This window comes from Kribbella sp. NPDC023855 (assembly GCF_040639475.1).
Taxonomy (GTDB): domain Bacteria; phylum Actinomycetota; class Actinomycetes; order Propionibacteriales; family Kribbellaceae; genus Kribbella.
The window spans coordinates 563,341-575,504 of the sequence record NZ_JBFAAA010000004.1; the positions used below are offsets into that span (position 1 = coordinate 563,341).

Here is a 12,164-nt window from a genome sequence, read left to right on the forward strand (position 1 = left end):
GGATCTGACCGGGCGGAAGGCCACGGCGTGGGGAAAGGTTCACGCGGTTACGTCAATATGTCAAGACATAAGGATCAATCGTTGTTAGTAAGGACATACTGATGTATGGTCCAGCACCATTCAGCTGTTCCGCCCGAATCTGGAGGTAACGGTGCTCATCCCTCGACGCTCACTCCGACTACCGGTGGCGCTCGGCGCCGGTCTGGCCCTGCTGGCCACCGGACTCCCTGCCGGCGCCACCTCGACCGCCACGACGACGATCGCCTCGATCGAGGCCGTCACCGAGACACCGGCGCAGTTCGACGACGACGCCGGCGGGAACGCCGACGCCGACGACCCGGCGATCTGGCGGAACAACGCCAACCCGTCCAAGAGCCTGGTCATCACGACCGCCAAGGAAGGCGGCCTGAAGGTCTACAACCTGTCCGGCGCCCAGGTCCAGGCGTTGCCGGTGCCTGCTGCGCCCGCGCCCGGGCTGGAGACCGGCCGCTTCAACAACGTCGATCTGCTGACCGGTGTGCAGTTCGCCGACGGCAAGGCCGATGTCGCGGTGGTCTCCGACCGCGGCCGGGACAGGATCCGGACCTACCGGATCAACCCGAACAACTCGACCGCCCCGCTGACCGACATCACGGCAGCCTCGGTACCCCGGGTCTTCTCGGCTACCGAGGAAGAGGTGGAGGACCAGAACACGGCGTACGGGCTGGCCGCCTACACCGACCGCGCGACGGGCAAGCACTACGCGATCGCGAGCCGGCGCAACAACAGCACCATCAAGCTCGTCGAGCTGAAGGTGGTCGGTGCCTCGATCAACTACACGGCAGTGCGCAGCTACACCCTGCCCTCCACCTTCACCCTGCCCAACGGCGCCACGTGGTCGCCCTGCGACGAGCCCGGTACGACGCCGCAGGTCGAGGGCATGGTCGTCGACACCGCCACCGGCAAGCTGTACGCCGGCCAGGAGGACGTCGGCATCTGGAAGCTGAACGCCAACCTGATCGGCTCACCCACGCTGGTCGACAAGGTGCGCGAGTTCGGCATCCCCGGGACCTACGACCCGGTGGAGGACGAGTGCACGGCCGGCGCGGACCCGGGGTACGGCGGGAAGCACGTGTCCGCCGACGTCGAAGGCCTGACCATCTTCGACGACGGGGACGGCGAGGGCTACCTGCTCGCTTCGAGCCAGGGCGACAACACCTTCGTGGCCTACGACCGGGAGGGTGCGAACCCGTACCTGACCAACTTCCGGATCGCGGCCGGCAGCACGGTCGACGGCTCCGAGGAGTGCGACGGCGCGATGGTCTCGAGCGCCTCGTTCGGCAGCAGCTATCCGGACGGGTTGCTGGTCGTCCAGGACGGCTTCAACGCGCCGGACGTGATCGGTGACGACGGCGAACCGCGGGCGAACACCAACTTCAAGTTCGTCAGCTGGGACGACGTGGCCGACGAAACGGATCTCGAGGACTGACCCCCTGACGTGGCGTGGTGTGTGCCCGAACCCACACACCACGCCACCCCACTCGAGAAGGGATTGTTCGTGCTGGCTGTGCTGGTCTTGGTGGTGGCGGTCGCTTTTGTGTTCATCTGTGGGGCGAACGATGGGGCCGCCCTGCTGTCGTTGGGAATCCGGCATCGCGGCGCTTCCGGCATCCTGGTGCTGGGGGTGCTGACGCTCTCGGTTGCCGGTGGGCCGGCGGTGTTCGGGCTGGGAGTTGCCGAGACCTTCATGAGCAAGCTGGTCGCGGTCGGTGGGGCCGCCGGGCAGTTGATCTTTCTGGTCGGCACGGTGGTGGCGATCGGGTTGGTGCTCGCGTTCACCTGGCGCGGGATACCGACCAGCATCACGTTGGCTCTGCTCGGCGCGATCGCCGGCGCGGCCGTGGGATTGGGCTCGTCGCCTGACTGGGGGCGGCTCGGGTTCGTGCTGGCTCTGGGGGCGGCCGCTCCTTTCGTCGGCATGGGGCTGGCCTTCGTGCTGGGGCGCGCGGTACGGCGGTTGCCGATCAATCGGGTGGCTCGGTGGACGAGCGCAGTACAACTGCTGGCGTTTGTCGGTCAGAGCCTGGCCTATGCGGCCAACGATGGTCAGAAGATGTTTGCCGTCGTTGCCATCTCGGCCGCCGTTGCGGAGTACCCGTTGTCGCTCGGGCAGGAAGTTCTGCCGGTGCTGGCGATTGCCGGGGTTTTCGCTCTCGGGGCGGCGTTCAGCTTGCGTCGAGTCGGGCGCGGCGCGACGGCGACTTTGTTACGGATGCGACCCGGTCACGTCATCTCGGCAGAGGTGGCGGCATCGGTCGCGGTGTTCGGTACTGCGGGTCTCGGCGTACCGGTCAGCATGACTCAGGCCACCACCGGTGGGTTGGTCGGCGCGGCGCTGAACGACGGGCCGCGCTCGATCCGCTGGCAGTACACCGCTCCGCTGGCGGTCGCGTGGGCGGTGACGCTGCCGGCCGGCTTGGCCGGTGGCCTTCTGATCGGACTGGTTGTGAACGGACTGACGCCATGAGAATTCGCCGACTGTACGACGATCTGACCGGCCGCACGCATCATCGGGCCCTGGATGCGCTGCACAGCCAGCTCGGCATGGCGATCGACGGGGTGAGCCTGACCGCGCGGATGACCAGGGGAGAGCTGAGTCCCGCGGAGGCGCGGGCGGAGATGGTCGACGTCGAGCACGCCGGCGACTCCTTGCGGGCCGTGCTGGTGGGGGAGTTGTCGACGGCGCTGACCACCCCGATCGACCGGGAGGATCTCTATCGGCTGTCGAGGTCGGTGGACGACGTACTGGACAACCTGCGCGATCTCGTGCGGGAGACCGATCTCTATCGCGCTGATCCTGCGGTTGGTGATCTGGAGATTCTCGCGGCGGTGGCGGAGGGGTTGGCGTTGCTGCAGACGGCTGTCGCGAGCCTTCCGCGGCGGCCGGCGGAGGTGACCGTGACGACCCTTGCCGTGCGCAAGTGTGCTGGGCGGGTGCGTCAGCTATATCAGTCGGCGGTGGCGAATCTCTTCGAGCAAGAGGTGTCAACCGATCTGTTGAAGCGGCGGGAGTTGCTGCGCCGGCTCGATGTCGTCGGGCTGCGGCTGGGGGAGTGTGCCGATGCGTTGTCCGACGCGATGCTGAAGCGCAGCCACTGACCCTTCAGTCGAAGCCGAAGGAGATGTCGATCGAGTAGAGCGACGCGCGGTACAGGTCGCGGCCGAACTCGATCGGCCGCCCGCCGGCGTCGTACGCGACCCGATGCACCTTGAGCAGGGTCGCACCGCGCGGCTCGTTGAGCAGACTGGCTTCCGCAGCGGTCGCCTTCCGTGCGCTGACGGACTGCTCGGCCGCCTTCACCTCGTTGCCGTTGGCACGGAGCAGTTGGTAGAGCCCGCGATCGGCCAGCCCTTCGGCCGTCACGCCGAGGTCGGGGAGCACGTGGTTGCGCAGGATCGCGAGCGGCTCGTCATCGGCGAAGCGGAGCCTCTCCAGCGCGAGCACCTCGGCACCGGCCGGAAGGCCGAGCGCGGTGGCTACGTTCTCCGGCGCTTCGACCAGCTCGCAGGACAGTACCTCGGTGCGTGGACGCCGCCCGGCCCGGAGGAGGTCCTCGAACAGGCTCGTCCGCTCCACCTTGCGGCGTACCCGGTTGTTGACCACCGACGTACCGACACCGCGCTTGCGGCTCAGCAGGCCCTTCTCCACCAGGTACTGCAGGGCCTGGCGGACCGTGGGCCGGGACAGCCCGAGCTGCTCGGCGACCACGATCTCGTTGTCGAGCTTGGTCCCCGAGGGGATCTCGCCGGACTCGATCAGCTCCTGCAGCCGCTGCGCCACCTGGAAGTACAGCGGCACCGGACTCGACCTGTCGATCTCGACCAGCCGGTCCAGACTCCCCATCCGTTCCTCCACGCCGAGCACTCCTCACCACCTCGATCCAGCGCAACCGTCCTCGCTTTGTCATTATGTCAGCATCTACAGACCAATCGCCTCCCGATCCCCGCGCCGCGTCGAATGAGCGGCTGCCGACCGGGTACCGGGCGGTCTCTTCAGCGGATGGAAAGGGCACAGGCAGATCGATGGGTGGACCGACGCAGGACGCGGCAGAGCTCGCTGAGGCCGTCGCCCGGCTCCTTCGGGAGAACAAGCAGACGGTCGCGGTGGCCGAGTCGCTGACCAGTGGGAAGCTGGCGAGCCGGCTGGGCGCGGCACCGGAGGCCAGCAACTGGTTCGCCGGGGGAGTCGTGGCGTACGCCGCGCACGTGAAGTTCGAAGTGCTCGGAGTCGAGCCCGGGCCGGTGGTCACGGCGCAGTGTGCCCGGCAGATGGCTCGCGGGGTCCTCCGGTTGCTGCGTTCGGACTTCGGGCTTGCGGTGACCGGGGTGGGTGGTCCCGATCCAGATGAGGGCAAGCCGGCTGGGACGGTGTTCGTCTCAGTGGCGACGGCCGGCAGGGAGGAAGTGGCGGAGTACCACTTCGACGGCGATCCTGCCGCGGTGCTGGAGCAGTCCGCCGAGGCCGCGCTTTCGATGCTGTTGGCAACCATCGAGCCGCGCCGATAGCTTTCGGCCGGGTGGGTACCTGAGGGCGGTGAAGACACCTCGCCTGCCTCGTTTGGACGACACCGCCCGGCTGCTGGCGGAGGGCTATCGCTGGTTGCCGCGCCGTAGTACGGGTGGGGTCGCGCGGGCCCGGATCATGGGTCAGCCGGCGGTCGGGCTGCGAGGACCGGAGGCGGTGCGGTTCTTCTACGACGAACGGCACGTCCGTCGTGGCGGGGCTCTTCCCGAGCCGGTCCGCGGGACGTTGTTCGGCAAGGGCGGTGTACACGGTCTGGACGGCGAGATGCATCGGGTCCGCAAGTCCATGTTCGTGACGTTGCTGACCGACCCGAAAGCAGTTGCCGCGCTGGTCGAGCAGGTCGCCGACGCGTGGGGCGAGGCTGTTCCGCGGTGGACGGGCGAGACGGTTCTCTTCGACGAGACGAGCCGGATTCTCACCCGTGGGGTCTGCCGGTGGGCAGGGGTTCCGGTGACGGACGACATGGTGGGTCCGCTGGCGTCGGACCTGGTGTCGCTGGTGGACGGGTTCGGCTCGCTCGGACGACGTCACTGGCAGGCTCGGCGGGCGCGGGGGCGCTGCGAGGACTGGCTTGCCGGCCTCGTGGAGCAGGTGCGCGCCGGGGAACACCTCCCCGCAGCGGGCTCACCGCTCGAGGTAGTGGCATCGCATCGGGACGCAGGCGGCGACTTACTGTCGCCACGCGTCGCGGCTGTCGAGCTGCTGAACATCATCCGGCCCACGGTGGCCATCGCGTGGTTCACGGCGTACGCGGCTCATGCGTTGCACCGCTGGCCGGAGCATCGGGACCGCCTGGCCGGCGACGACCCGCAGTACCTGGCAGCCTTTGTCCACGAGGTACGCCGGTACTACCCGTTCGCACCGTTCGTCGGTGGCGTCGCGGTCACCGACCTGACCTGGCGCGGCGAAGCGATCCGGACAGACTCGCTGGTCCTGCTCGACCTGTACGGCCAGAACCACGACCCCGCACTGTGGGGCGATCCCGACACCTTCCGGCCGGAACGGTTCCTCGAACACCCGGTGGAACGCGACGAGCTGGTCCCGCAAGGCGGCGGCGACCCGAGCACAGGCCATCGATGCCCCGGCGAGATGATCACCATCACGCTCCTCGAGGCCCTCTGCCACCGCCTCGCCCGCCTGAACTACGAAGTACCGGACCAGGACCTCTCCATCTCCCTCCGCCGCTTCCCAGCCCACCTGTCCAGCGGCTTCGTCCTCAAGCTGCCGGGTCGGCTATGAGTCAGGGGAGTCGGGGGTGGGGTCGTCGTGGTTCTGGTCGGACGGGGCGTGGTTGCCGCGGGTTTCCGACTGGGGTTGGGGTGGGAGGGGGCAGGCCGGGCCCTTGCGGACCGGGCCGCCGCCGAGTCGCCGGCTGCGCCACTGTCTCTCGTTGTAGTCGTAGTAGGTGTCAACGCCACCGAAGGTCATCTGACCTCGCCTTTCACAGCGATTCGCGCTTCGCCTACTGCAAGACGAAGACGCGCCACCGGTACCCCGGGTTCAAACACCCTCTGTGACCGGATCAGTGGTTGATTGCGGCAACGCAAGTGGGTACCGGTTCGGCATGAACCCGAATGACGAGTTGGAGCCGGATCCCCGGCCGAACAAGAAACCTGAAAGCCACGCCCGCCGTTGGGGCGCCGTCTACGTGCTGGCCGTCTTGTTCCTCGGTTCGTGGCTGGGACAGTTCTTCACCCAGCTCAGCGAGTTCCGCAGCGACCAGGAGGAGCACCAGCAGGCGTTCCAGTGGGCCGACTACCTGACCAACTTCTTCGCCAGCACGTTCGAGAACTGGCAGAGCGAGTGGCTGCAGCTGGTCTTCCAGGCGATCCTGCTGCTCGGCGCCAAGCACCTCATCTTCCGGGTCGACGCCGAGGACATGGAGCGGCTGGAAGCCAAGGTCGACAAGCTGAACCGCCAGCTCGAACGACAGCACAGCAGCACAGATTGATCGCCGCGTCGTGGGTACCGGAATCTCATGCGATTCATGACGTGGAACGTCTGGGGGCGGTTCGGCGGAAACTGGCAGTGGCGGCAACGGAGGATCGCCAGGACCATCCGCACGAACCGCCCGGACCTCGTGGCCCTGCAGGAGAGCTGGGTCGCGGGTGGCTTGCGTCAGTCGGACGTGCTCGGCGCCGAGTTGGGCATGTCGTCGATCTACGCGCCGTCCCGGATGCCTCAGGATCCCGACCCCTCGGTCCAGCTCGGTCTGGCGATCCTCAGCCGGTACCCGTTCGCGGCGTACGAGCGGCACCACCTCACCGACGAGACGATCGCGTTGCGCGCGGAGATCCGGCTCGGTGAGCGCGGGCTGCACTTCCTGAACACGTGCCTGGACTGGGAGGAAGATCGCGAACGTGAGCGCCTGGCCGAGGCGGAAGCCCTGGTCGAGCTCGTGCGCGAGCTGTCGAGGTCCGGCGACCCGGTGGTCCTGGCGGGTGACCTGAACGCTCCGCCGGACCGGCCGGAGATCAAGCGACTGCTCTCGGTACTGCACGACTGCCGGCCCGATCCCGGCATCACCTACAGCTCCCAGAACCCGTACCTGGGCAAGGGCGAGTGGATCGAGGACGAACGCATCGACTACGTCCTGGCCACCCTGGACGCGGACCGCGAACCCCGCTGCCGCGCCCGGATCGTCGGCACGGAACCGGACCCGCCACCCTCAGACCACTACGCCGTGGTCACCGACATCCCGGTCCTCAACTAACCACCCGGTACGCCGATGCGCGGCCCGGCGTACCGGAGTACAGGTCAGTCCGGGGGTTCTATCGGCTTGCCCTCGTCGCCGGAGGTGACGTCTTGCTCGCGGGGTGGGCGGCGGCCCTCGTTCGGGACGGGGCCGGGGGAGCGTTCTCCGTCGTCGTGCTCGATGCGGTCGGCGTCCAGCAGGGTCTGGTCGACCTGGTCGTTCTCGAGCGCTTCGTTCAGCTCGGTGTCAGTGACGGTCTTGTGCGTGTCCGGGTCGGGACGTTCGAAACTCATCGCACACCACCTCCAGATTGCCGCCCCGGTGCCCAGCCGGTAAACCTGCCCGCTCCGCCGTCCGACTAGGGTTCATCGCATGGGAAGCAGCGTGTACATCGCGTCGGTGGAGGGTTACACCGGCAAGTCCACCGTGGCGCTGGGGGTGCTCCAGCAGCTGTCCAGGCGGGTCGAGCGGGTCTCGGTGTTCCGCCCGATCGTGCGTCCCGACGCCGCGCTGCACGGTGGGCGCGACTACGTCCTCGACCTCCTCACCTCGCACGACGCCGTGACGCTGTCGTACGACGACTGTGTCGGCGTCACCTACGACGAGGTGCACAAGGACCCCGACGCGGCGCTCGACCGGATCGTCCAGCGGTACCGCGACATCGCCGAGCGGGGCGACCCGGTCCTGATCCTCGGTAGCGACTACACCGACGTGGGTACGCCGACCGAGTTCTCCTACAACGCCCGGATCGCGGCCAACCTGGGTGCACCCGTCCTGCTCGTCCTCAACGGCTCCGGCCAGGACCCGGTCAACCTGCGCACGTTGGCCGACCTGGCCGGCACCGAGTTGGCCGCCAATCACGGGTCGCTGTTCGCCGTCATCGCGAACCGGGTCCAGAAGGACCAGCTCGCCCAGGCGGTCACCGCGCTCGATGGGGTCGGCGTACCGGCGTACGCGATCCCGGAGGAGCCGTTGCTCAGTGCGCCGTCGGTGGCGGACCTGATGACGGCCGTCGACGGGCAGTTGCTGAGCGGCGACCCCGGGTTGCTGTCGCGCGAGGTCAGCGGGCTCGTGATCGCCGGGATGACGATGCCGAACGTGCTGGACCGGCTGTTCGAAGGCGCCCTCGTCGTCACGGCGGCCGATCGCCCGGAGGTGGTCGTCGGCGTCCTGATGGCGCACGCGTCGCAGAACTTCCCGCAGATCTCGGCGATCGTGCTCAACGGCGGGTTCGCGTTGCCGGCGCAGATCCTGCGGCTGATCGAGGGGATCGGCAGCACCACGCCGATCATCGAGACCGGTCTCGGCACGTACGCGGCCTCGACCGCGCTGACCGCCGTCCGCGGCCGGCTGACCAAGAACACTCCCCGCAAGATCGACACCGCGCTCGCGCTCTTCGACCAGTACGTCGACGGGCCGGCGCTGCTGGACCGGCTCGCCGTCGCCCGCAGTACGGCGGTGACGCCACTGATGTTCGAGCACCAGCTGATCGACGAGGCGGTTGCCCATCGCAAGCACATCGTGCTGCCCGAGGGTGACGAAGAGCGGATCCTGCGGGCGGCCGACGTACTGCTCCGTCGGGGCGTGGCGCAACTGACGCTGCTCGGCGACCCGGTCGCGATCAGCGCGAAGGCGGCGAGCCTCGGCGTGGACATTTCGGCGGCCCGGGTGCTCAGCACCGACGACGAGGAGCTGGGCGAGCGCTTCGCGGCGGAGTACCACCGGCTGCGCAGCCATCGCGGGGTCGACCTGGAGCGGGCCCGCGAGATGGTCAAGGACGTCTCGTACTTCGGCACGATGATGGTGCAGCTCGGCCTGGCCGACGGGATGGTGTCCGGCGCGGTGCACACCACCGCGCACACGATCCGGCCGGCCCTCGAGGTGGTCAAGACGCTGCCCGGCGTATCGGTCGTCTCCTCGGTGTTCTTCATGTGCCTGCAGAACCAGGTGCTGGTGTACGGCGACTGCGCGGTCAACCCCGACCCGACCGCCGAGCAGCTCGCGGACATCGCGATCTCCTCGGCGGCGACCGCGGCGGCGTTCGGCGTCGAGCCACGGGTCGCGATGCTGTCGTACTCGACCGGGACCTCCGGCACCGGTTCGGATGTGGAGAAGGTGTCGAAGGCAACGACGATCGTCCGCGGGCGCGCGCCCGAACTGCTGGTGGAAGGGCCGATCCAGTACGACGCCGCGATCGACGCGGCGGTGGCCAGGACGAAGTTGCCGGACTCACCAGTGGCCGGCCGGGCGACCGTGTTCATCTTCCCGGACCTCAACACGGGCAACAACACCTACAAGGCGGTGCAGCGATCGGCGAACGCCGTTGCCGTCGGCCCCGTTCTGCAGGGGCTGAAGAAGCCGGTCAACGACCTGTCCCGCGGCGCGACCGTGCGGGACATCGTCAACACCGTCGCGATCACCGCCATCCAGGCCCACATCCAGACCCACGTCCAGGCCCAGCAGGGGAGTGGCCGATGAACGATCATGTCCTGGTCATCAACGCAGGGTCGTCCTCGCTGAAGTACAGCCTGATCGACGCGGCCTCCGGCAAGGCGGCCGCGTCCGGCGTGGTCGAGCGGATCGGCGAACAAGAAAGCATCCACCGCCACCACGGCCCGCAGGGCGAGGCCCGTACAACGCAGCCGATCGCCTCGCACGAGGACGCGTTGCGCGCGGCGATCGATGCCTTTAGCAAGCACGGTCCGTCGCTCGACGACCTGGAGATCGCGGCCGTCGGCCATCGGGTCGTGCACGGTGGAGCGCGGTTTTCTGATCCCGTCCTGATCGACGACGACCTGATCGCGGCGGTCAACGAACTCGTGCCGCTGGCTCCCTTGCACAATCCGGCCAATGTCGAGGGCATGCAGGTGGCTCGCCGGCTGTTCCCGGAGTTGCCGCAGGTGGCGGTCTTCGACACGGCGTTCCATCAGACGTTGCCTGAAGAGGCTTATACGTATGCGGTTCCGCGGGAGTGGCTCGCCGAGCACGGCGTTCGCCGGTACGGGTTCCACGGCACCTCGCACGCCTTTGTGTCGGCCGAGGCGGCGCGGTTGCTCGATCGCGATCCGGCCGAGGTGAACCTCATCGTGTTGCACCTGGGCAATGGGTGCTCCGTGACCGCAGTACGGGGTGGCGAGTCGGTGGACACGTCGATGGGTCTCACTCCGCTCGAGGGTCTGGTGATGGGCACGCGGTCGGGTGATCTGGATCCGGCGATCCATGCCTATCTGGCCCGCGAGACCGGCCGGTCCCTGGACGAGATCGATCACCAGCTCAACTTCGAGTCGGGGCTGAAGGGTTTGGCTGGGGAGAACGACTTCCGCGAGCTGACCCGTCGGCAGGCGGCAGGCGACGAGCGGGCGCAACTTGCCTTCGCCGTCTACTGCTACCGGCTCAAGAAGTACGTCGGCGCGTACTACGCCGTACTGGGCAAGGTCGACGCGATCGTCTTCACCGCGGGGGTCGGCCAGCACTCGCCGGCCGTTCGGGCCGCCTCGCTGGCCGGACTGGAAGCGCTCGGCATCACGGTCGATGCCGAACGCAACAACGCTTCCTCCGATGAAGCTCGCACCGTTTCCGCCGACGACAGCCCGGTCTCCGTCCTGGTGATCCCGACCAACGAGGAGTGGCAGATCGCCCGCGAAGCCGTCGCCCTCACGCGCCGCTAAGCCAGTTGATCGCGGCGGTGGGTGAGGTAGGCGGTCTCGGCGGTGTTGCCGGCTAGTTCGATGGCTTGGTCGTACGCCGCGCGCGACTCCTGGCTGCGGCCCAGCCTGCGGAGGAAGTCAGCGCGGGTCGCGTGGTAGGCGTGGTAGCCGGCCAGCTTCTCCTCCAGCCGGTCGACGGTGGCCAGCGCCACGTCCGGGCCGTCGAGTTCGGCAACCGCGATCGCCCGGTTGAGGACGACGATCGCCGACGGGTCCAGCCGGACGAGTTGGTCGTACAGGGCAACGATCTGCGACCAGTCGGTGTCGCGGACGTCGCGCGCGGAGGTGTGGACGGCGTTGATCGCCGCGAGGATCTGGTAGCGCCCCGGACGCATCCCGGTGGCCAGCCGCTCGCGGACCAACTGATGGCCCTCGGCAATCAGTTCGGGGTCCCAGGCGCCGCGGTCCTGCTCGCCGAGGGGGACCAGTTTGCCGTCGGCCGAGATCCGCGCCGTACGGCGGGCTTCGGTGAGCAGCATCAGCGCCAGAAGCCCGGCGACCTCGCCGTCCTGCGGCATCAGGCCGCGGATCAGGCGAGTGAGCCGGATCGCCTCGGCGGTCAGCTCATGACGGACCGGATCGGAGTCAGGGCCGGTGGCCAGGTAGCCCTCGTTGAAGACGAGGAACAGCACGGCGAGTACGCCGGAGACGCGGGCCGGGAGGTCCGCCGTCGCCGGCACCCGGTAGGGGATGCGGGCCGCCTTGATCTTGGCCTTCGCGCGGGTGATCCGCTGGCCCATCGCCGTCTCCTGCACCAGGAAGGCACGGGCGATCTCGGCCACGGTCAGACCACCGACCATCCGCAGGGTCAGCGCCACGCGGGTCTCCAGCGCCAGTGCCGGGTGGCAGCAGGTGAAGACGAGGCGGAGCCGATCGTCGTCGATGGCACCGAGCGGCTCGGGCGGATCGTCGTCGTACACCATCTGAGCCTCCCTGTGCTTGTCGTCGCGTTTGCTCTCGCGCCGGATCCGGTCGATGGCCTTGTGGTTGGCGGTGGTGGTCAGCCAGGCGCCGGGGTTGGGCGGTACGCCGTCGGCAGGCCACCGCTCGACAGCCGTCGCGAACGCCTCGGCAGCGGCGTCCTCGGCGATGTCGAGGTCGCCGAAACGCCTGGTGAGAGAAGCGACCACCCGCGCCCACTCCTCGTGGTGAACCCGGACGAGCGCCTGCTCTGTGTCGATACGAATCACTCCTGTGG

13 protein-coding genes are annotated in these 12,164 nt (G+C 68.4%); 9 read left to right on the forward strand and 4 right to left on the reverse strand.

Going from position 1 to position 12,164, the window contains the following annotated elements; all coding sequences use genetic code 11:
- Positions 1 to 151: 151 nt before the first annotated feature.
- From AB0F51_RS17855 to AB0F51_RS17865, 3 genes are read left to right on the forward strand one after another with little or no spacing between them, the layout of a single operon-like run.
- On the forward strand, positions 152 to 1,468 hold the full coding sequence (locus AB0F51_RS17855; RefSeq protein ID WP_360281069.1) for a phytase: 1,317 nt from the start codon (positions 152 to 154) through the stop codon (positions 1,466 to 1,468).
- Between the two features lie 21 nt (positions 1,469 to 1,489).
- On the forward strand, positions 1,490 to 2,506 hold the full coding sequence (locus tag AB0F51_RS17860; RefSeq protein WP_360281071.1) for an inorganic phosphate transporter: 1,017 nt from the start codon (positions 1,490 to 1,492) through the stop codon (positions 2,504 to 2,506).
- Positions 2,503 to 3,138, forward strand: a complete 636-nt coding sequence (locus tag AB0F51_RS17865) for a DUF47 family protein (protein WP_360281073.1) — start codon at positions 2,503 to 2,505, stop codon at positions 3,136 to 3,138. Before AB0F51_RS17860 ends, AB0F51_RS17865 begins: the two co-directional genes overlap by 4 nt.
- Positions 3,139 to 3,142: 4 nt before the next feature.
- Here the strand turns inward: AB0F51_RS17865 and AB0F51_RS17870 are convergent, their stop codons facing one another.
- The gene (locus AB0F51_RS17870; protein ID WP_360281075.1) at positions 3,143 to 3,883 is read right to left on the reverse strand and encodes a GntR family transcriptional regulator; all 741 of its coding nucleotides are present in this window, start codon (positions 3,881 to 3,883) and stop codon (positions 3,143 to 3,145) included.
- A gap of 179 nt (positions 3,884 to 4,062) precedes the next feature.
- Between AB0F51_RS17870 and AB0F51_RS17875 the strand changes: the two genes are divergently transcribed.
- Both AB0F51_RS17875 and AB0F51_RS17880 read left to right on the forward strand, forming a co-directional pair.
- The gene (locus AB0F51_RS17875; protein WP_360281077.1) at positions 4,063 to 4,545 is read left to right on the forward strand and encodes a CinA family protein; all 483 of its coding nucleotides are present in this window, start codon (positions 4,063 to 4,065) and stop codon (positions 4,543 to 4,545) included.
- A gap of 28 nt (positions 4,546 to 4,573) precedes the next feature.
- Positions 4,574 to 5,803 (forward strand): cytochrome P450, encoded by a 1,230-nt coding sequence (locus AB0F51_RS17880; protein ID WP_360281079.1) that lies wholly within the window; start codon positions 4,574 to 4,576, stop codon positions 5,801 to 5,803.
- On the opposite strand, the gene AB0F51_RS17885 is transcribed toward AB0F51_RS17880, so the two are convergent.
- Complete coding sequence (locus AB0F51_RS17885) at positions 5,798 to 5,992, reverse strand: hypothetical protein (RefSeq protein ID WP_360281081.1); 195 nt, start codon at positions 5,990 to 5,992, stop codon at positions 5,798 to 5,800. The two genes, AB0F51_RS17880 and AB0F51_RS17885, sit on opposite strands and share 6 nt — an antisense overlap.
- A 136-nt stretch (positions 5,993 to 6,128) precedes the next feature.
- On the opposite strand from AB0F51_RS17885, the gene AB0F51_RS17890 reads away from it, so the two are divergent.
- Positions 6,129 to 6,515 (forward strand): DUF6766 family protein, encoded by a 387-nt coding sequence (locus tag AB0F51_RS17890; RefSeq protein ID WP_360281083.1) that lies wholly within the window; start codon positions 6,129 to 6,131, stop codon positions 6,513 to 6,515.
- Between the two features lie 27 nt (positions 6,516 to 6,542).
- Positions 6,543 to 7,277 (forward strand): endonuclease/exonuclease/phosphatase family protein, encoded by a 735-nt coding sequence (locus AB0F51_RS17895; protein WP_360281085.1) that lies wholly within the window; start codon positions 6,543 to 6,545, stop codon positions 7,275 to 7,277.
- Positions 7,278 to 7,321: 44 nt separating this feature from the next.
- On the opposite strand, the gene AB0F51_RS17900 is transcribed toward AB0F51_RS17895, so the two are convergent.
- A complete protein-coding gene (locus tag AB0F51_RS17900) occupies positions 7,322 to 7,552 on the reverse strand; it encodes a hypothetical protein (RefSeq protein ID WP_360281087.1) in 231 nt (76 codons plus the stop codon).
- 79 nt (positions 7,553 to 7,631) lie between these two features.
- Here AB0F51_RS17900 and pta point away from each other — a divergent pair, with 79 nt between their 5' ends.
- Both pta and AB0F51_RS17910 read left to right on the forward strand, forming a co-directional pair.
- The gene (gene pta, locus AB0F51_RS17905; RefSeq protein WP_360281089.1) at positions 7,632 to 9,737 is read left to right on the forward strand and encodes a phosphate acetyltransferase; all 2,106 of its coding nucleotides are present in this window, start codon (positions 7,632 to 7,634) and stop codon (positions 9,735 to 9,737) included.
- Positions 9,734 to 10,927, forward strand: a complete 1,194-nt coding sequence (locus AB0F51_RS17910) for an acetate kinase (RefSeq protein ID WP_360281091.1) — start codon at positions 9,734 to 9,736, stop codon at positions 10,925 to 10,927. The genes pta and AB0F51_RS17910 overlap by 4 nt, the downstream gene beginning before the upstream one ends.
- Here AB0F51_RS17910 and AB0F51_RS17915 read toward each other — a convergent pair.
- Positions 10,924 to 12,156, reverse strand: a complete 1,233-nt coding sequence (locus AB0F51_RS17915; protein ID WP_360281093.1) for an RNA polymerase sigma factor — start codon at positions 12,154 to 12,156, stop codon at positions 10,924 to 10,926. The two genes, AB0F51_RS17910 and AB0F51_RS17915, sit on opposite strands and share 4 nt — an antisense overlap.
- Positions 12,157 to 12,164 lie beyond the last annotated feature (8 nt).

Excerpts from the sequence above, each read along its gene's own strand:
- AB0F51_RS17865 (WP_360281073.1), top strand. The coding sequence starts at position 2,503 with ATGAGAATTCGCCGACTGTACGACGATCTGACCGGCCGCACGCATCAT.
- AB0F51_RS17870 (WP_360281075.1), bottom strand. The coding sequence starts at position 3,883 with ATGGGGAGTCTGGACCGGCTGGTCGAGATCGACAGGTCGAGTCCGGTG.
- AB0F51_RS17875 (WP_360281077.1), top strand. The coding sequence starts at position 4,063 with ATGGGTGGACCGACGCAGGACGCGGCAGAGCTCGCTGAGGCCGTCGCC.
- AB0F51_RS17885 (WP_360281081.1), bottom strand. The coding sequence starts at position 5,992 with ATGACCTTCGGTGGCGTTGACACCTACTACGACTACAACGAGAGACAG.
- AB0F51_RS17890 (WP_360281083.1), top strand. The coding sequence starts at position 6,129 with ATGAACCCGAATGACGAGTTGGAGCCGGATCCCCGGCCGAACAAGAAA.
- AB0F51_RS17895 (WP_360281085.1), top strand. The coding sequence starts at position 6,543 with ATGCGATTCATGACGTGGAACGTCTGGGGGCGGTTCGGCGGAAACTGG.
- AB0F51_RS17900 (WP_360281087.1), bottom strand. The coding sequence starts at position 7,552 with ATGAGTTTCGAACGTCCCGACCCGGACACGCACAAGACCGTCACTGAC.
- pta (WP_360281089.1), top strand. The coding sequence starts at position 7,632 with ATGGGAAGCAGCGTGTACATCGCGTCGGTGGAGGGTTACACCGGCAAG.
- AB0F51_RS17910 (WP_360281091.1), top strand. The coding sequence starts at position 9,734 with ATGAACGATCATGTCCTGGTCATCAACGCAGGGTCGTCCTCGCTGAAG.